Source organism: Sphingomonas azotifigens NBRC 15497 (assembly GCF_002091475.1).
Taxonomy (GTDB): domain Bacteria; phylum Pseudomonadota; class Alphaproteobacteria; order Sphingomonadales; family Sphingomonadaceae; genus Sphingomonas; species Sphingomonas azotifigens.
This window is the reverse complement of the sequence record NZ_BCTR01000005.1, coordinates 31,319-49,383: the sequence shown is the minus strand read 5'-3', so window position 1 is coordinate 49,383 and position 18,065 is coordinate 31,319. Positions and strand designations below refer to the sequence as shown.

Genomic DNA, 18,065 nt, shown 5'->3' with positions numbered 1-18,065 from the left:
TGCGATGGTTCGGCGATGACGGATCTCGACGCTTTCATCGCAGGCCTGCCCAAGGCCGAACTCCATCTGCACATCGAGGGCAGCCTCGAACCCGAGCAGATGTTCGAATTCGCGCGACGCAACGGCGTTGCGATCCCGTTCGACAGCGTCGAGGCGGTGCGCGCCGCCTATGAATTCTCGAACCTGCAGGACTTTCTCGACATCTATTATGCCGGCGCCGACGTGCTGCGCACCGAGGCGGACTTCCGCGATCTGGCGCTGGCCTATTTCGAGCGCGCCGCGGCGGACGGCGTGCGCCATGCCGAGATCTTCTTCGACCCCCAGACCCACACGCAACGCGGCATCGCAATGGGCACCGTCGTCGAGGGGCTGCTTGCCGGCATGGCGGAGGCCGAGGCGCGGCTGGGCGTCACCGCACGACTGATCCTGTGCTTCCTGCGCCACCTGGATGAGGAAGATGCCTTCAAGACGCTCGCCGAGGCCGAGCCCTGGCTCGACCGGATCGCCGGCGTCGGCCTCGATTCGTCGGAGTTGGGCCATCCGCCCTCGAAGTTCGCCCGTGTGTTCGCGGCGGCCGCCGAGAAGGGCCTCAAGCGCGTCGCCCATGCCGGCGAGGAAGGCCCCGCAGACTATGTCCGCGAGGCGCTGGACCTGCTCCAGGTCGACCGGCTCGACCATGGCAATCGCAGCCTCGACGATCCGGCGCTGGTCGCGCGGCTGGCACGCACCGGCATGACGCTCACCGTCTGCCCGCTGTCGAACGTCAAGCTGTGCAATGTCGCCAGCATCGACGCGCACCCGATCGACCGGATGCTCGAGCTTGGCCTGCGCGCCACGGTGAACTCGGACGATCCCGCCTATTTCGGCGGCTATGTCGGCGAGAACTATCGCGCCGTCGCCCATGGGCGGGGCCTGAGCAGGCAGCAGCTCGCCACGCTGGCGCGCAACAGCTTTCTCGGCTCGTTCCTGCCGGACGAAGCCGTCGCGGCGCACTGCGCGGCGATCGACGCCTGGGTCGCCGCGGCAGCGTGATCGGCGCAATCGTCTTCACCTGTTCCAACCCGCCGGTCTCGATTGTCCCCTGGAGATGCATCGCCCCGATCGCGCCGAGCGATTTGCGCGGCGAGGACGCTCGCGAAGTACCCGATCCGCTGGCTTGACAGGCGCCGTTCAGCCACCGTCAATCGCAGCTGTGCCACGCCTCACCGCGTGAACGCGCGGGAGAGTTTCGCCGGCTCGCGCGTTCGAGGGGCATTCGGCGACGTTTACTGCTTACAAGTGTCGGAGGAACAATGCCAATTTCATCACAGAAGGGCCGGCGGCTGGCAGCACTCGGCCTGATGGTCGCGGGCAGCCTCTCGCTCGCATCGTGCATGACCGCCACGCCCTACCAGCCCGCCTCGGCGAGCGGATCGGTGCGCAACGGCTATTCGGACGAGCAGATCGAGGAAAATCGGTTCCGGGTGAGCTTTTCGGGCAACAGCCTGACCTCGCGCGAGACGGTGGAGCGCTATCTGCTCTATCGGTCGGCCGAGCTGACGCTGCAGAACGGCTATGACTATTTCGTCCTGTCGAGCCGCGACACCGAGAAGAAGACCCAGACCTATGCGACGCCGGGCATTGGCGGCCCGGGGCCCTGGGGCTATTGGAGCCCCTACTGGCGCTATTACAGCCCGCGCTGGGGCTGGCGCAGCTGGGATCCGTTCTGGGGCGATCCCTTCTTCGACCGCAATGTCGATATCCGCACCGTCGACCGCTACGAGGCGATGGCGGAGATCGTGATGGGCAAGGGTCCTAAGCCCGCCGACAACATCCGCGCCTTCGATGCGCGCGAGGTGAAGGAACGGCTGGGGCCGAAGATCCAGATGCCGCAGACGCGCTGATCGCAGTTTGTCGAAACAGAAAGGGCGGTGCCGGGATGCCGGCGCCGCCCTCTTCTTTTTCGCTTCCTCCCGCTTGCCGGGATGCGAGCGTACTCGGCCAAATCAACCCGTCATCCCCGCGAAGGCGGGGATCCATTGGCGCTGATGCCGAAGTTCTTTCCCCCGGCGCTTAGGGCAATGGATTCCCGCCTTCGCGGGAATGACGATGGCTTTTAGGAACTGTCACTACTTCGCTCGATCGGCAATCACGCCACCTGGCCGTGACAGTGCTTGTACTTCAGCCCCGAGCCGCACGGGCACGGCGCGTTGCGGCTGACCGTGCCTTCCCATTGCGAGGGATCGGTGCCGAACAGGTCGCCGCTCGGCTGCGGAATGCCGAGCTGCGGCAGCCGCGTCGTCACCAGTCCGGCCGAGCCGCCGTCCCAGTCGCGCGTATCGTCCATGCCGGTCAGCGGATCGATGTGCGTGGTCAGGAACGCCGGCAGCTCGGGCAGTTCGGGCGGCGGCGCCATGCGGAACTGGGCGAAGGCCATGGTGCGCGTCACGTCCTCGCGGATCGTGTCGAGCATCCGCTGGAACATCGAGAACGCCTCGTGCTTGTACTCGTTGATCGGCGTCTTCTGCGCATAGGCGCGCAGATGGACGACCTGGCGCAGCGCGTCGAGCATCGCGAGATGCTCCTTCCAGTGGTGATCCAGGTTCTGGAGCAGGATCGATTTTTCGATCGACGTCCAGGTCTCCGGCTCCAGGTCCGCGGCCTTCTCGGCGACCGCCGCGTCGGCGGCTTCGCGGATGCGCTCTTCGAGGATCTCGGGATCGATCGCCTCTTCATCCTTCACCCACTGGTCAACGGGCAGGTCGAGGTTGAGCGTGTCGGCGATGCGCTCCTTCAGCCCGGCGATGTTCCACTGTTCGGGATAGCTGTTCGGCGGGCAGGCCTCGCCGACGATCGCATTGACCGTCTCGCGGCGCATGTCCTCGACCACCGAGCCGACGGTATCGGCGTCCATGATGTCGGCGCGCTGCTCGTAGATCACCTTGCGCTGGTCGTTCATCACGTCGTCATATTCGACGACCTGCTTGCGCACGTCATAGTTGCGCGCCTCGACCTTGCGCTGCGCGGTCTCGATCGCCTTGCTCAGCCAGCGCGACGGCGGCATCGCCTCGCCATCCTCCAGGCTGGAGCGCATCATCCGCGAGAACAGCGTGTTCGAGCCGAAGATTCGCAGCAGATCGTCGTCGAGGCTGAGGTAGAAGCGGCTGAGGCCCGGATCGCCCTGGCGGCCCGAGCGGCCGCGCAGCTGGTTGTCGATACGGCGGCTTTCGTGGCGCTCGGTGCCGAGCACGAACAGCCCGCCGGCGGCCTTCACCTTTTCCTTCTCCTCGGCGACCTCGGCCTTGATCCGCTCGATCGCGGCGTCACGCTCCGGCCCCTCGGGCATGTCGCGCAGTTCGTCGGCCACCCGGAAATCGACGTTGCCGCCCAGCTGGATGTCGGTGCCGCGACCGGCCATGTTGGTCGACACGGTCACCACGCCGAGGCGACCCGCCTGCGCCACGATATGCGCTTCGCTCTCGTGGAAGCGGGCATTCAGCACCTCGTGCTTCACGCCTTCGCGATGGAGGAACTCGGAGAGCATCTCCGACTTCTCGATCGAGACGGTGCCGACCAGCACCGGCTGGCCGCGCTCGGCATGCTGCTTGATCGTCTTGGCGATGCCCGCGAACTTGTCCTCGGTCGACTTGTAGAAGATGTCCTCGTCGTCGACGCGCTGCACTGGCAGGTTGGTCGGGATGGTGACGACGTTCATCTTGTAGATGTCGTAGAACTCGGCCGCCTCGGTGGAGGCGGTGCCGGTCATGCCGCCCAGCTTGGGGTACATGCGGAAATAATTCTGGAAGGTGATCGAGGCGAGCGTCTGGTTCTCGGGCTCGATGTTCACGCCTTCCTTGGCTTCCACCGCCTGGTGCAGGCCGTCCGACCAGCGGCGGCCGTCCATCATGCGGCCAGTGAACTCGTCGATGATGACGATCTTGCCGTCCTTGACGATATAATCCGTATCGCGCTTGAACATCACGTTCGCGCGCAGCGCCTGGTTCAGGTGGTGCACCACCTGGGTGTTCTCGAAATCGTAGAGATTGGCGCCTTCCAGCACCCCGGCCGCCTCGAGCAGTCGCTCGACCGTCTCGGTGCCTTCCTCGGTCAGCACGATCGTGCGCTGCTTCTCGTCCTTCTCATAGGTGGAAGCATCGAGCTGCTTCACGACCGCGTCCACCTTCAGGTAGAGCTCCGACTTGTCGTCGGTGGGGCCCGAGATGATCAGCGGGGTCCGCGCCTCGTCGATCAGGATCGAGTCGACCTCGTCGACGATCGCGTAGTTGAACGGCCGCTGCACCATGCTCGCGCGATCATATTTCATGTTGTCGCGCAGATAATCGAAGCCGAACTCGTTGTTCGTGCCGTAGGTGATGTCCGAGGCATAGGCGTCGCGGCGCTGCTGGTCGGAGAGGTTGGGCACGATCACGCCGGTGGTGAGGCCCAGGAAGCCATAGACCTGCGCCATCCACTCCGCGTCGCGGCGGGCGAGATAGTCGTTGACGGTGATGACATGGACGCCGTCGCCGGGCAGCGCGTTGAGATAGGTGGCGAGCGTCGCCACCAGCGTCTTGCCCTCGCCGGTGCGCATCTCGGCGATCTCGCCGCGGTGGAGCACGATGCCGCCGACCATCTGCACGTCATAGTGGCGCTGGCCGATCACGCGGCGCGCCGCCTCGCGCACCGTGGCGAAGGCCTCGGGCAGCAGATCGTCGAGCTTGGCGCCGTTGGCCAGCTGCTCGCGGAACTTGATCGTCTGCGCGGCCAGCGTGTCGTCGTCCATCGCCTGGAGCGTGGGCTCGAAGCTGGCGATCTTCTGGACGATCGGCTTGAGCGACTTGACGTAGCGATCGTTGGACGAACCGAAAAGCGACTTGGCAATACCGCCGAACATGCGAATTCCTGACCTGTTTTGATGGAGTGCGCGACGGCCGCCGGAAGCGGCGAGGCCATCGCGGGCGTGCCGCGCACGGGCGCGGCGACGGAAGGGAAAACGGCCCGCGGAACGGGCCGGAAAGGCTATTCGCGCCGCTGCTCGAAGGCGAGGCGAAGCGCAGGCCGCGGCGTGGCGGCACGGTGGAACACCGGCAGGGCGAGCACGCGGACGGGTGCCGGCAAGGCCGCGGCCGCCGCCACGATGGCGCGCGCGGGCTGGACCGCCGCCTGCGCCGCTTCCGCCACCCGCACCACGGCAACGCCCTGAATCGGACGCAGCCCCTGCTCGCCCGACACGCCGGTCAGGCTCGCAAAAAGCGCAGTGAGGAGCAGCAGCAGTTCCAAGCGAAACCCTGTGTTACACGGTGGTCATGTCGCAACCGACGGGCGGCAACGCACGACACATAGGGATCGACGCACGGTTCGTCTAATCAAAAGCTAGGGCTTGGCGGGTGGATCGGTCCGGAAGGAGACGGTGTATGTCTCGGTTTCGGGGCCTGATGTCGTACCTTTTGTCGCAGGACCGCTAGCGAGCGCTCGAAGTTGCGCGCAAGCCGCGCGATCAACCGCCGCGCTCCCGCTCGACTCCACGATGCGGCAATCGCTCACCCGGTGATCCGCCCCGAAGCGCACCGCCGCCTTTGCCGGTTGCTTGTACGCGGCGGGAAGCGCGGCAACCGAGACTTCGAGCGCTGTCGGGGGCGGCGGAGCTTCGGAGCCGGCGGTTCCACTCACTCCGCTCCGCGTCGGCGGAGTCTTGCCCAGCTTCCAAGTGAATCGTCCAGCAAAGGTCGATGCCACCGCCTTGCCGCTGGCATCCCGCGCGGGATCGAAGCGAGCGCGGCGCATCAGGAGGAAGCACGCCCCATTGTCGAGCCCAGGATAGCCGCTGGAAGCAACAACATCGCACTTGGTGGCGCGACCGGACGCGTCGATCTGCAGCGTAAACCCGACAGTGCCCTCATGGTGCTGACGCGCATCCTCGGCAGGATAATCGTCGTTGGTGATCCAGGGCGTCGTGGTCCGAGGTTTCGCCTGCGTGAGCGGGATCTCGCTCTGGGCTTGTACCGCCAGCAGCGTCATCAAGAAGAACATGTTGCTTATCCCAGTTGGCAGTTCAGGTCGTATCGCGCCTCGTCACGACCCGGAGACATCATCGCGCCAGCACCCAAGTGAAGCGCCCCTTATATGGTGCTCGTATCGGTTGACCATTTGCATCAAGAGCAGGAACGAAGCGCGCGCGCTGCACCAGTAGATTGCATGCTGTTCGATCCAAACGTTCGAACCCGCTGGACGCCGTCACCTCACATCGTTCGGGCAACCCGCGGACATCGATCAACAAAGTGAAGGCCACGGTGCCTTGCTCCCCCGCCCGGGCCGACTCGGCCGGAAAATCGTCATCGGTCACCCAAGACCCTGGCGGTGTACTGGGATGTAGCGGCCTGGGATATGGCCCCGAGCGCTCTGCGGCAGGTGGTGGCGTGACGACAACTTTCACCGGCGCTGCGCTCTGCACAGCAGCAGAAGGCACAGGGGTGGATCGGCCAACGGACTGCCGGTGTGCCCCGATCAACTGCGTTATGCTGTGGCTGGTACGCCAGAGCGCTATGGATAGCGCCCCTAAAAGGAACAGCGTCAGACCGATGATGAGGAGCAGAACGGTGCGGCGCAGACCGTCACCATTTCCGGTCATGGCGGGGCCTGATTGCTCGGCCGTGGTCGGCGCATCATCCCCGTCCACAGCGCACCAAAAGCATTGATCTTTGCCCCCCCATGCACGAAGCACGCGCCGCATTCTAACCCGAGGCAGCCCCATGTCCACCAGCACCTCCCCGCTCGCGCGCCCCTTCCCCGCCCTGCCCGCGATTCCCGGCGTCACGCCCCGCGTCGCCCGCGCGCAGTACAAGAACTGGGACCGCTGCGACCTCACCTTCGTCACGCTCGACGAAGGCACCAGCGTCGCCGGCGTGCTGACCAGCAGCAAATGCCCCTCGCCCGAGGTGGAGTGGTGCCGCAAGGCGCTGGTGCTCGGCAAGGCACGCGCGCTCGTGGTGAATGCGGGCAATTCAAACGCTTTCACCGGCAATCGCGGCCGCGCCGCGGTGGAGGCGATCGCCGCGCGCACCGCGCAGCATCTTGGCTGCGACCCCTCGGACGTGTTCGTCTCGTCGACCGGCGTGATCGGCGTGCCGCTGCCGATCGACAAGGCCGAGGCCGGGCTCGACGCCGCCTACACCGCCGAAGTCTGCAGCTGGGAAGACGCCGCCGCGACGATCATGACCACCGACACCTTCACCAAAGGCGCCGTGACGACCGCGGTGGTCGACGGCCGCACGGTCACGCTTGCCGGCATCATCAAGGGGTCCGGCATGATTGCGCCGGACATGGCGACGATGCTCGGCTTCATCTTCACCGATGCGGCGGTCGATCCCGTGTTCCTCCAGCGCGCGCTGAGCGAAGCGAACGGGAACAGCTTCTCGTGCATCACCGTCGACGGCGACACCTCGACCAGTGACACCGTGCTCGCCTTCGCGACGGGCAAGGCCGGCAATGCACCGCTAACCAGCGACGAGGATGCCGGCGCCGACGCCTTCCGCGCCGCGCTCGCCGATCTCTGCCGCCAGCTTGCCCTGCTCGTCGTGCGCGACGGCGAAGGCGCGCAGAAGCTGATCGAAATCACCGTCGAGGGCGCCGAGAGCGACCGCAGCGCGCACCGCATCGCCATGTCGATCGCCAACTCGCCGCTGGTGAAGACCGCGATCGCCGGCGAGGACGCCAATTGGGGGCGCGTCGTCATGGCGGTCGGCAAGGCCGGCGAGCCTGCCGAGCGCGACAGGCTCGCGATCCGCTTCGGCACCACCCAGGTCGCGCGCGACGGGCTTGCGGTGGAAGGCTATGACGAGGCGCCGGTCGCCGCGCACCTGAAGGGGCAGGAAATCGAGATCGGCGTCGATCTGGGGCTTGGCGAGGGTCGGGCAACGGTTTGGACCTGCGACCTGACCCATGGCTATATCTCGATCAACGCCGATTATCGGAGCTGAGCCGATGCATCGCCACCACGCCGCCGTTTCCGCGCTGATGCGGACGGTCGCCGACGCGGTGGTGATGCCGCGCTTCCGCAACCTCGCTGCCGACGAGGTGCTGGAGAAGACCCCCGGCGAGTTGGTGACGATCGCTGATCGCGAGGCCGAGGCGCGGCTGACCGAGGGGCTGGCGGCGATCGATGCGGACGCCGCCATCGTTGGCGAGGAAGCCTGTGCGGCGAACCCGGCGCTGATGGCGCAGGCAACGGCGGCGCGAGCCTGGATTATCGATCCGATCGACGGCACGGCGAACTTCGCCGCCGGGCAACCACCGTTCGGGATCATGATCGCGCTGGTCGAGGACGGCGTGACGCAGGCGGGCTGGCTCTACGATCCGGTGACCGGGCGGATGTGCCATGCCGCGCTGGGCGGCGGCGCGTGGGTGGATGGGGCTCCGGTGCGGGCGCGGCCGAGCATGGGCGCGCGGCCGCTGGCGGCCGTATCGAAGGTGGGCCAGTCCGAGGAAGAGCATGCCGCGCGCGCTGCCCGGTTCGGCGCCGCGTTCGACCTGGTGCCGCTGCCGCGCTGCGCCGCCGAGAATTATCCCCGGCTCGCGCTGGGCCAGAACGACATCGCCGTGTTCCGGCGTACGCTGGTGTGGGATCACGCGCCGGGCGCGCTGTTTCTGCGCGAAGCCGGCGGCTATGTCGGCCGCTGGGATGGCAGCCCGTATCGGATCGGCGATGACGGGGTGGGCATCGTTGCGGCATCGACGCCGGCGCTGGGCCAGCGGGCGACCGAATTGCTGTTCGACTGAGCGCATGCTTCCTCGGACGGGGAAGAAGCGATCCCATTCCGCCAGAACCATGTCATCCCCGCGGAGGCGGGGATCCATTGGCACTGATGCCGCCGCTCTTTCCCCCGGCGTCCTGGCAAATGGATTCCCGCCTTCGCGGGAATGACGAAGGATTCAGAGCGGCCGCCGTCCCTTGTTCAGGATGCGGCCGCCGGCGCTTCGCGAAACGGCCGCCCGATAGGCGATCAGATCTCGCGTTCGATGAACTGCTTGATCGCGCTCTTCGGCAGCGCGCCGACCTGGGTGGCGGCCTGTTCGCCGTTCTTGAACAGGATCATCGTCGGGATGCCGCGCACGCCATATTTGGTCGGCGCATCGGGGTTCTCGTCGATGTTGATCTTCACGATCTGCACCTTGTCCGCCAGTTCCTCGGCAAGCTCTTCGAGCGCGGGGGCGATCATGCGGCACGGGCCGCACCATTCGGCCCAGAAATCGACGAGGACGGGCTTGTCGGCCTGCAGCACGTCGGTTTCGAAATTGGCGTCGGTGGTCGCCTGGGTGGCCATGATCAAATCTCCTGCATTCGTGTTGGACGGCAATCTATGGACGCCGGTGCCCCCGCTCAAGCACAGGCGCGCAAACTTTGCTCCTAGCCCGCGTAGCCGGGCTTGTGCGCCTCCAGAAGATCGTCCGGCAAGAGATACAGCCGCGGCCCGGCCGAATAGAGCAGCGCCGCCTCCACCGTGCGCGCCGGGAAGATCACGCGCAGCGCCGCGGCATAGGCCGCCATCTGCCGCAGATGATAGGGCGGAACGTCGCCGAGCGTGGCAGGCGCGCGCCGTCCGGTCTTGAAGTCGACCACCCGCACGCGGTCCGGCAGCACCACCAGCCGGTCGACCGTGCCCGAGACGACCACGCCGTCGGCAACCACCGCCGCGATCGGCGCCTCGCCCAGCGCATCGGGGCCGAACAGCTCGGCAAACTGCGGATCCTCGGTGACGCCCAGCGCCGCATCGATCAGTTCGGCGCGGGCGCTCGCATCGGCGATACCCCCCGCCCCGGCAAGCCAGCGCTCGGCAGCACTGCGCCGCGCCCCGGGTGCGACCGCCGGCAGGCGTTCGAACAGCGCGTGGAGCAGCCGCCCGCGCTCGGCAGCGGCGCGCAGCGCCGGCCCCGGCGGCGGATCGGCCACGCGGTCGTCGCCAAGCGACGAGGGCGCGAGCGGCCGCGGCGGCCGCGCTTCCTGCGGTGCAGGTGCATGCAGCCAGGAAGGCAGCACCGGGGTAGCCCGCGCGGCCTCGCGCGCTGGCGGCGCGATCGGCCGCCCGGGCGCCGGCGGCACTACGCCCCGGAAGGTGCGCACGCCCGCTTCGTCCACGGGCACGCCCAGCGCGTCGAATGCGGCGACGCTTGCGGCGTACCAGCTCGCCTCGGGCGGTTCGCCCTTGGCCTTGGGGCCAAGCGCACCGGCGATCACCAGCTGCGATTCGGCGCGGGTGGCAGCGACATAGAAGAGCCGCCAATGCTCCTGCAGTTCGCGCGCGCTCGCCACGGTCATGGCCTCGGCCAGCACCTCGGTGACCTCCGCGCCCTTGGGACGCAGGATCGGGAAGGGATCGAGCCCGTCCGGCGCCCATTTCAGCGTGCTGCGTCGGTTCGACTTGGGATCGATCGTCGCGTCCGCCAAGATAACCAGCGGCGCCTGCAGCCCCTTGGAGCCATGGGCGGTCATCACCCGCACCGCCGGCTGCGGCTGGGCGGCATCGCGCACGATCTCGACATCGCCGCGATCGAACCAGTCGAGGAAGCGCTGGAGCGACGGGGTCGCCCGCGTCTCGAAGGTAAGCGCGGCGTTGAGCAGTTCCTCGATCGGATCGCGCGCCTCCTCGCCCAGCCGCAGCAGCAGCTTGCGCCGCCCTTGCAGCGGCCCGGACAGGATTTCCTCGAGGAACCGGTAGGGCGTGGCAAGGTCGGCGCGGCGCAGCAGGTCGTAGAGCGGCGCCAGCCGGTCCGCCGGCTGGGTTTCGCGCAGGTGGCGCCACAGGCCGCCGCGCTCGCGCACCGCCGCCGCCATCAGCTCGTCCTGGCTCCAGCCGATCAGCGGCGAGACCAGCAGCGACGCCAGCGACAGATCGTCCTCCGGCTGGAGCGCGAAGCGGATCGCCGCGAGCAGATCCTGCACCGCCAGCGGCGCGTTGAGCCGCAGGCGATCGACCCCGGCGACCGGCACGCCTTCCGCATAGAGCCGGGCGACGATCAGCGAGGCAAGGTCGCCGCGCCGCTTGACCAGCACCATCACATCGCCCGGCGCGAGCATCCGCCCCTTGCTTTCGAGCGGCAGCGTGCCGACCCAGGCCTTGATCTGCCGCGCGATCCGCACCGCCAGCGCGCGGGTGGCGTCGCCGATCCAGTCCTCCTCGTCCGCCTCGCTGCCGCCGGCGAGCACCGGCGGCCACAGCGTCACCGTGCCCGGCCCCGGCACTTCGCTGGCATGCGTCTCGGCATCGCTGAGATCGCCCATGCCGGGCGCCGGCAGCAAGCCGATCGCCGCGTCGACGAACTCGAGCACCGGCCGGGTCGAGCGGAAGCTGTGGGTGAGCGACAGCGATTCGAGCTCGCGCGCCTCGACTTCATAGTCGCTGCGGATGTTCGCCAGCTGCTTGAACCGCTCGAAGGCGGCCTGGAAGAAGATCGGGTCGGTGCCCTGGAAGCCGAAGATCGCCTGCTTGTAGTCGCCGACGGTGAACAGGGTGCGCAGCCGGTCGCCACGCGCGCCTTCGCCGGCAAAGAACTCGTCGGCGATCGCCGAGACGATCGCCCATTGCCGCGGGTTGGTATCCTGCGCCTCGTCGATCAGCACATGCTCGGTCACCTGGTCGAGCTTGTAGCGCACCCATTCGCCCATGCCCGGCTGGCCGAGCAGCGCGATGGTGCGGCCGATCAGGTCGTCAAAATCCACCGCGCCCAGCCGGCGCTTGGCGGCGGCATAGGCGCGGGCATAGTCGCGCCCCGCCTCCAGCCCGCCGGCCAGCAGATCGACATAGGTCGCGCGCACCGCCGTATCGAGCAGAGCGCCGCAGCGTTCGTGCAGGCGCATGGCCCATTCGGCATAGTCCGGATCGGGCGGCGCCTTGCCCTTAGCGAAGCTGCGCGGCTCGCCCTTCTTCGTCGCCCAGACGAGATGCAGGTCGTCGAGCGTTTCGGCGCGTTGTTCAGCCGAGCGCGCGAGCCACGCCGCGATGCTGTCGGCAGCCTGCGTCCCCAACTTGCCGCCCCAGGCGGCATTGGCAGCAGAGATATTGCGTAGCGTTCGCACATCGAAAGCCGTATCGTCACAGCTTGTTGCTAGCCATTCTCGAATATCGCCCTGCGGCAAATCGAAGGCGCGACGAAGGAACGGCTGGATGCCGCTGGGCAGCGCCTCCAGCGCCTCGCCGGCCCGGCCGCACTCCTTGAGAAACGTCTCGGCGCCCTCTTCGCCGAGCCGCAGGCTGAGCGCGCCGATCGCGTCGATCACTCCGTCCCGCCCCTGCTTCGCCGCCTCCACCAGCATTTCTGCGAGCGTTTCGCGGGCGAGCACCGCCTCCTCGCGCGCCTCGAGCGGGCGGAAGCCGGGGACCAGCCCGGCCTCGATCGGGAAGGCGGCGAGCAGCGCCTGGCAGAAGCTGTGGATCGTCTGGATGCGGATGCCGCCGCCCGGCGCATCGAGCACCTTGGCGAACAGTGTACGCGCCCGCGCCCGCCCCTCGGGCGAGATGCTCTCGCCCAGCGCCTCGAGATCGGCGACCAGTTCGGCGTCGCTCGCGCGGACCCAATGGGCGAGCCGGCCGGTGATCCGCTCGGACATTTCCGCCGCACCCGCCTTGGTGAAGGTGAGGCACAGGATCGCGGACGGATCGGTTCCCGCGAGCAGCAGGCGCCAGACGCGGGCGGCAAGCACCTGCGTCTTGCCGGTGCCGGCAGAGGCGGACAGCCAGATGTGCCGGCCGGGATCGCTGGCACGCTTCTGGTTGCCCTTCAGCGGGTGGAGCTTGGCCGGGCCGCTGCGCAAGGTTTCAGTCGCGGCCATACCATTCGTCCCGTCGCATCAACTGATCATATTCGGCATAGGGTGCGTGTTCCGGCACCAGCTTGGCGGTAAACGGCCGCGCGCCGGTGAGCCAGTCCGCCACCGCCGCCTCGAAATGCTCGGCGGCCAGCGCCACGAAGTCCTCGGGTGCGATCGGATGCCTGCGCGACGGACTGACCGGCGATTCGATATAGCCGATCCCGTCGGCGCCCTCCTTACGCCGCAGCGACCAATATTCGAAGCCGCGGGCCACCCCGTCGATTCCTTCGAAGCCGCCGCGCTCGGCCATCAGCCCGAGCAAGCCGAGCTGCAGGCTGAACCCCGCCTTCACCGCATTCTGGCTGGGCGGCTTGCCGGTCTTGTAGTCGACGATCGCCAGCGTGCCATCGGCCATCCGATCGATACGATCGAACTTGCCGCGCAGCGTGACGCCGGCGAAGTCGATCACGCCGTCGAGCTCGACCGCGAGCACCTTGCGCCCCGCGCTCGCCTGGGCCGCCAGTTCGGCGGCGACCCAGTCGATCGCCTCCAGCAGCCGCGGCTTCCACAGCGCGCGCATCAGCGGGTGGGTGCGTTCGTCGGCGAGCATCGCCTCGGCACGCGCACGCAACCGTTCGGGATGCGCGCCATCCTCCTCGAACCAATGCTGCAGCACCGCGTGCACCGCGGTGCCGCGCCAGGCGGCGGACGGATCGGCGTCGACGGCATCGAGCGGCATCAGCCGCAGCATGCGCTTGGCGTAAAAGGCATAGGGGTCGGCCTTGAGACGATCGACCTCGGTGACCGAGATCGTCTTGGGCCGCTTCTCCGCGGGCGGTGCGGGCTCGGGTCGCGTGGCCGGCGCGAAGGCAGCGGGCGCATCGATCGCCGCCATCCAGCCGGCGAGATCCACGGCGCGTTCCAGTCCGCCCGACAGCGCCTCCAGCCGCAGCCAGAAGCGCGAAGCGATGGTCGGGGCGCTGGCGTCGCGGCGGGCGCGGGTGAGCAGCACCTGCCGCGCGCCGAGCCCGATCGCGAGATCGTGCGCCGAAACGCCGATCCGCCGCTCCAGCCCCGGCAGCCCCAGTTCGGCGCGGATGCGCGGGGCGAGCCACGGGTCCGGTGCCGGCAGTCCCGGCCATATGCCTTCGTTGAGCCCGCCCAGGATCATCAGGTCAGCGCTATGCAGGCGCGCCTCGATCAGCCCGAGGATCGCCAGCCGCGGGTGCCCACCCTGCGGCGGGCGGATCGCGACTTCGTCCATCAGCGTGCGGAGCAGCGTGGCGAGGCCGTCCGGCTCCGCCAGTGCAGGCCCATGCGCAGCCTCGCGCTCGAGATCGTCGAGCAGCAGCGCGGCAGCGCGGCCGTCCTCGCGGCTCCACAACATGTCGCCGCCCAGCGCCTGCGCGGTCTCGCGCAGCGCCGCGATCAGCCCGGCCAGCGGCTGGGCGCCGGCGGCGAACACCGCCTCCAGCGGCGCCAGCAGCGGCCGCGCCTCCGTCCACCAGCGTGCCGCCGACCGGCGCAGCGCCGCGTCCCGGCCACTCAGGTCCGCCAGATGCCCATCGATCCCGGCGAGCCCGGGCATCGGCCGCGGCCCGCGCAGCACGCGGTCGAGCGATCGTGCGCCCTCCAGCCACTCGGCGCGCGCCTCGGGCTGGACCAACGGGTGCTTGACCAGGGTCAGCAGCGGCATCGGCGCAAAGGCCTGCGCCGCCGCATCGGCCAGCGCGAGCAGCAGCGTGCCCGGCGGGGTGAGCGACAGTGGCTGGCCGGCGGAATCGTCGACCGCGATCCCCCAGCGCGCGCAATGCGCTGCCACGCGGCGGGCGAGCGCACGATCGGGGGTGACCAGCGCCGCGGTGCGCGCCGGCGTCTCCAGCGCCTCGCGCAGCGCCAGCGCGATCGCCTGCGCCTCTTCGGCGGGCGTCGCCACCTCCAGCGCGCGGACGCCGTCCAGCCGCCGCTCGCCGGCGGGCAGATCGGTCCAGCGATGGGTGAGTTCAGGGGGCTGCATCGCCGAGGCAATCGCCTTGCTGCGCGCCGGGGGTGCGTCGAGTTCGCTGGCGACGCGCCATTGCTGGAACTCGCCGCGCGCCACGCCCATCCGATCGAGCAGCAGCTTCAGATGATATTGCGGGTGCGTCTCCAGGTTGCGACGTCGCCGCCCGGTGATGGGATCGGGCGCGTGCGGGCCGAGCGCGTCCCACTCCTCGTCCGCCATGGCGGTGGCGAGGCCCGGCAGCACCACCATCCCCTCGGGCAGCCCGGCCACCACCCGCAGCAGCCGGGCGATCGCGGGGGCCGCCGTGGTGATGCCGGCGGCGCAGACGAAGCCGCCCGGCGGCACCGCCCGCCACCGCGCCGCGACGCGATCAAGCAGGCGGCGGCGGCGCTCCGGCAGGTCGACCCGGCCCAGCGCGGCAAGCTCTTCCGGCCAGCGGGTCAGCACGATGTCGAACAGCGCCAGCGAGCGCGCCCAGTGTGCCGACAGCTCCGGCGCCAGTTCCAGGTCGTGCAGCCGGGCCGGCGGCACTTCCTCTACCAGCAGCTGGTCTAGCGTGGTGCCGAGGTCGCCGGCGAGCCGCACCGCCTCCGCCGTATCGAGCCGCCCGTCCTGCGCCTGCAGCAGCCGGGCGAGGATCATGCGGCGCTGGAGCGGATCGACCGCCGGTGGCACCGGCGCGGCATCGTCGACGGTCTCGAACACCGCCTCGTCGAGCTCGGGGTCACCGATCGCGACGAGCCGCGGCAACAGCAGCCCGCCGCCGCTCTCGCGGACAAAGGCGTCCTGCATCGCCCGCTTGGCGCGGTTGTTCGGCAGCAGCACCACGCCGCGGGCGAGCCGCAGCGGATCGCCGCCGAAGCGCCGGATCAGGCCGATCGCCAGCGCATCGGCAAAGGCGCGATGCGGCGGGATGGTATAGAGGTGAAGGGCGTGCGACATGCGGCTCAACGACGTGGAACGGACCGCGAACCCTTAGCGGCCTTGCCCCCGCCAACGCAAGCGAGCGCTCACAGTTCGGCGAGCGCCGTCTCGGTTTCGCGGATCGCGTGCGGTGAGCCGACGTCGAACCACAGCCCCTGGTGGACCGCACCCCACAGCCGCCCCTCCGCCATCGCGCGGTTCCAGAACAGATTGGTCGAGAACGGCCCCTCGGGCCAGTCGCGGAGCACCCGCGGCGACAGGATCTGGACGCCGGTGAACACGAACGGCGCGAGCCGGCCGGGCTTGCGCCGCTCGGTAATCCGCCCGAACGCATCGAGCCGGAAATCACCCTGGCCGCGGTGGCAGGTGGCGCGCGCCAGCGGCACCAGCAACAGCAGCGCGTCCATCGTCGCATCGTCCCACTGCGCCGAGAGCAGCCGGATCGCGTCGCTGGGGCCGTCGATCCACAGATTGTCGCTGTTGACGCACAGGAACGGCTGGTCGCCGAGCAGGTGGCGCGCCTGCACCAGCCCGCCGCCGGTTTCCATCAGCTGGCGGCGCTCGTCGGAGATGTGCAGGTCGATGCCCTTCACCCGGGCGCGGAGATGCGCCTCGAGCTGGTCGGCGAGATAATGCACGTTGACCACCGCGCGCTGCACCCCCGCCGCCCCGAGACGATCGAACACATGGTCGATCAGCGGCTTGCCGGCGACGTCGATCAGCGGCTTGGGGCGGGTGACGGTGAGCGGCCGCATCCGCTTGCCGAGGCCGGCGGCCATCACCATCGCGGTCTGCGGCACCGGCACGTCGGGCTGCGGGCGAAGTGCGTAGATCGTCATGCCGCCACCTGCATCGGATCGCCGCGCTTCTCGGCCGGCACATTGGCCGCGAACCAGTCCGCCACCGGCCGGAGCGCCGGATGGGCGAGATCGCGTTCCAGATAGCCCCAGACGCGCGGGCAGAGCGACGGGTAGCGCGGCTTGCCGTCGCGCTTCCACAGCCGGGTGAAGATGCCGAGGATCTTGGCGTTCCGCTGTGCGCCGAGCACATGGTAGGCGATGTCGAACGCCTCGCCTGCGCCGGTCGCGGCGCGGTAGCGATCGAGCATCGCGGTCTCCACCGCCTGCGGCACGTCGCGGCGGGCGTCCTGGAGCAGCGAGACCAGGTCATAGGCCGGGTGGCCCGCCAGGGCGTCCTGGAAGTCGAGCAGCCCCAGCGCCTCGCCGCCTTCGAGCAGCATCAGGTTTTCGGCATGATAGTCGCGCAGCACGGTGACCGCGCGCTGCCCGTCGAGCAGCGGCGCCAGCACCGCATCCCAGGCGTCGCGATAGCCGGCGGTATCCACCTCCAGCCCCACGGCGGGGCAATACCAATCGACGAACAGCGCCGCCTCGCGCTGGTAGACATCGAGGTCATAGGGCGCGGCGACGCCGGCATCCTCGCCGTGCAGCCGCACCAGAAGGTCGACCGCCGCAGCGTAGAGCCGCTGCTCGCGGGCGGGATCGGCATCGGCCGTCTCGCGCAGCCGGACGTCGCCGAAATCCTCGAGCAGGACGAGGCCGTGGGCGAGATCCTCGTGCAGGATCGCCGGGGCGGCGAAACCGCGCGCGTTCAGCCAGCGCGCCACGGCAAGGAACGGCCGCGGGTCTTCGTGCGGCGGCGGCGCGTCCATCAGGATCGCGCTGCGGCCGGCGTCGACCACGCGGAAATAGCGGCGAAACGAGGCATCACCGGCGACGGGCAGGATCGCGGCGCCGCCCCAACCGGCGGAATCGAGAAAAGCGGGCGCCGCGGCGGGCGGAGTCATGTCAACGGCCATCGGCCTTCCCATGCCGCCGGCACGCGCGCTGTCAAGCTGCGGCCGCCATCGTTGGCAATCGCCAGCGTCAGCCAGAGGGCGTCGTGCCAATAAGCGTCGCCCAGCCGCTCCGGCCATTCGACGAGCAGCAGCGAATCGCTCCGCGCATCGTCCAGGCCCAGTTCCTCGGCCTCGTCGGGGTCCTCGATCCGGTAGAGATCGACATGCAGCACCGGCAGCCGCACCTCGGGCGGGTCATAGGGCTGGACGATCGCGAAGCTGGGCGACGGCGCCTCGCCCTCCAGCCCCAGCGCCGCGAGCAGGCCGCGCGCGATGCTGGTCTTGCCGGCGCCGAGCGGGCCGGACAGTGCGATGACATCGCCGGGCGCCACCCGCGCGGCGAGCCTCGCGCCGAACGCCAGCGCCTCGTCCAGCGAGGCCAGCACAAGAGTTTCGGCCGTCATAGGTTGGAGATGCCCTTCTTCCTACACACGCCGTCATCCCCGCGCAGGCGGGGATCCATTAGCGCTGAAGGCGCGGTTCTTTCCCCCGGCGCG

General features: G+C 69.1%; 14 protein-coding genes. 4 read left to right on the top strand and 10 right to left on the bottom strand.

The window, feature by feature from the left end:
* Positions 1 to 15 precede the first annotated feature (15 nt).
* Both SAZ01S_RS02800 and SAZ01S_RS02795 read left to right on the top strand, forming a co-directional pair.
* On the top strand, positions 16 to 1,032 hold the full coding sequence (locus tag SAZ01S_RS02800) for an adenosine deaminase (protein ID WP_084579845.1): 1,017 nt from the start codon (positions 16 to 18) through the stop codon (positions 1,030 to 1,032).
* A 260-nt stretch (positions 1,033 to 1,292) separates the two neighbouring features.
* Positions 1,293 to 1,883 carry a CC0125/CC1285 family lipoprotein gene (locus SAZ01S_RS02795; RefSeq protein WP_084579843.1) on the top strand — a complete coding sequence of 197 codons (591 nt, stop codon included), beginning with the start codon at positions 1,293 to 1,295 and terminating at the stop codon, positions 1,881 to 1,883.
* A gap of 245 nt (positions 1,884 to 2,128) precedes the next feature.
* On the opposite strand, the gene secA is transcribed toward SAZ01S_RS02795, so the two are convergent.
* The 4 genes from secA to SAZ01S_RS24355 form a co-directional block, all read right to left on the bottom strand.
* The gene (secA, locus tag SAZ01S_RS02790; protein ID WP_084579842.1) at positions 2,129 to 4,873 is read right to left on the bottom strand and encodes a preprotein translocase subunit SecA; all 2,745 of its coding nucleotides are present in this window, start codon (positions 4,871 to 4,873) and stop codon (positions 2,129 to 2,131) included.
* A gap of 125 nt (positions 4,874 to 4,998) precedes the next feature.
* A complete protein-coding gene (locus SAZ01S_RS02785) occupies positions 4,999 to 5,259 on the bottom strand; it encodes a hypothetical protein (RefSeq protein WP_084579840.1) in 261 nt (86 codons plus the stop codon).
* Positions 5,260 to 5,352: 93 nt separating this feature from the next.
* Complete coding sequence (locus SAZ01S_RS02780; protein ID WP_084579838.1) at positions 5,353 to 6,009, bottom strand: TonB family protein; 657 nt, start codon at positions 6,007 to 6,009, stop codon at positions 5,353 to 5,355.
* 58 nt (positions 6,010 to 6,067) lie between these two features.
* Positions 6,068 to 6,322 (bottom strand): energy transducer TonB, encoded by a 255-nt coding sequence (locus SAZ01S_RS24355; RefSeq protein WP_245824530.1) that lies wholly within the window; start codon positions 6,320 to 6,322, stop codon positions 6,068 to 6,070.
* A gap of 406 nt (positions 6,323 to 6,728) precedes the next feature.
* Between SAZ01S_RS24355 and argJ the strand changes: the two genes are divergently transcribed.
* A complete protein-coding gene (argJ, locus tag SAZ01S_RS02770) occupies positions 6,729 to 7,955 on the top strand; it encodes a bifunctional glutamate N-acetyltransferase/amino-acid acetyltransferase ArgJ (protein ID WP_084579834.1) in 1,227 nt (408 codons plus the stop codon).
* A gap of 4 nt (positions 7,956 to 7,959) precedes the next feature.
* Positions 7,960 to 8,754, top strand: a complete 795-nt coding sequence (locus SAZ01S_RS02765) for an inositol monophosphatase family protein (RefSeq protein ID WP_084579832.1) — start codon at positions 7,960 to 7,962, stop codon at positions 8,752 to 8,754.
* 224 nt (positions 8,755 to 8,978) lie between these two features.
* Here SAZ01S_RS02765 and trxA read toward each other — a convergent pair whose 3' ends face one another.
* From trxA to tsaE, 6 genes are all read right to left on the bottom strand, one after another.
* Positions 8,979 to 9,299: a thioredoxin TrxA gene (trxA, locus tag SAZ01S_RS02760; protein ID WP_084579904.1), complete on the bottom strand. Its 321-nt coding sequence runs from the start codon at positions 9,297 to 9,299 to the stop codon at positions 8,979 to 8,981.
* An 83-nt stretch (positions 9,300 to 9,382) separates the two neighbouring features.
* Entirely contained in the window at positions 9,383 to 12,802 is a 3,420-nt protein-coding gene (gene addA, locus SAZ01S_RS02755) for a double-strand break repair helicase AddA (protein ID WP_084579830.1), read from the bottom strand.
* Positions 12,789 to 15,728 (bottom strand): double-strand break repair protein AddB, encoded by a 2,940-nt coding sequence (gene addB, locus SAZ01S_RS02750; protein WP_084579828.1) that lies wholly within the window; start codon positions 15,726 to 15,728, stop codon positions 12,789 to 12,791. Before addB ends, addA begins: the two co-directional genes overlap by 14 nt.
* Before the next feature lie 68 nt (positions 15,729 to 15,796).
* Positions 15,797 to 16,549 (bottom strand): nucleotidyltransferase family protein, encoded by a 753-nt coding sequence (locus tag SAZ01S_RS02745; protein ID WP_084579826.1) that lies wholly within the window; start codon positions 16,547 to 16,549, stop codon positions 15,797 to 15,799.
* The gene (locus SAZ01S_RS02740; protein WP_174596083.1) at positions 16,546 to 17,517 is read right to left on the bottom strand and encodes an aminoglycoside phosphotransferase family protein; all 972 of its coding nucleotides are present in this window, start codon (positions 17,515 to 17,517) and stop codon (positions 16,546 to 16,548) included. The genes SAZ01S_RS02745 and SAZ01S_RS02740 overlap by 4 nt, the downstream gene beginning before the upstream one ends.
* Positions 17,514 to 17,972 (bottom strand): tRNA (adenosine(37)-N6)-threonylcarbamoyltransferase complex ATPase subunit type 1 TsaE, encoded by a 459-nt coding sequence (tsaE, locus tag SAZ01S_RS02735; protein ID WP_084579822.1) that lies wholly within the window; start codon positions 17,970 to 17,972, stop codon positions 17,514 to 17,516. The genes SAZ01S_RS02740 and tsaE overlap by 4 nt, the downstream gene beginning before the upstream one ends.
* Positions 17,973 to 18,065 lie beyond the last annotated feature (93 nt).

Bases quoted from the DNA above. Each gene is read 5' to 3' on its own strand.
- SAZ01S_RS02800 (WP_084579845.1), top strand. From the start codon at position 16: ATGACGGATCTCGACGCTTTCATCGCAGGCCTGCCCAAGGCCGAACTC.
- SAZ01S_RS02795 (WP_084579843.1), top strand. From the start codon at position 1,293: ATGCCAATTTCATCACAGAAGGGCCGGCGGCTGGCAGCACTCGGCCTG.
- secA (WP_084579842.1), bottom strand. From the start codon at position 4,873: ATGTTCGGCGGTATTGCCAAGTCGCTTTTCGGTTCGTCCAACGATCGC.
- SAZ01S_RS02780 (WP_084579838.1), bottom strand. From the start codon at position 6,009: ATGTTCTTCTTGATGACGCTGCTGGCGGTACAAGCCCAGAGCGAGATC.
- argJ (WP_084579834.1), top strand. From the start codon at position 6,729: ATGTCCACCAGCACCTCCCCGCTCGCGCGCCCCTTCCCCGCCCTGCCC.
- SAZ01S_RS02765 (WP_084579832.1), top strand. From the start codon at position 7,960: ATGCATCGCCACCACGCCGCCGTTTCCGCGCTGATGCGGACGGTCGCC.
- trxA (WP_084579904.1), bottom strand. From the start codon at position 9,299: ATGGCCACCCAGGCGACCACCGACGCCAATTTCGAAACCGACGTGCTG.
- addA (WP_084579830.1), bottom strand. From the start codon at position 12,802: ATGGCCGCGACTGAAACCTTGCGCAGCGGCCCGGCCAAGCTCCACCCG.
- addB (WP_084579828.1), bottom strand. From the start codon at position 15,728: ATGTCGCACGCCCTTCACCTCTATACCATCCCGCCGCATCGCGCCTTT.
- SAZ01S_RS02745 (WP_084579826.1), bottom strand. From the start codon at position 16,549: ATGACGATCTACGCACTTCGCCCGCAGCCCGACGTGCCGGTGCCGCAG.
- SAZ01S_RS02740 (WP_174596083.1), bottom strand. From the start codon at position 17,517: ATGACTCCGCCCGCCGCGGCGCCCGCTTTTCTCGATTCCGCCGGTTGG.
- tsaE (WP_084579822.1), bottom strand. From the start codon at position 17,972: ATGACGGCCGAAACTCTTGTGCTGGCCTCGCTGGACGAGGCGCTGGCG.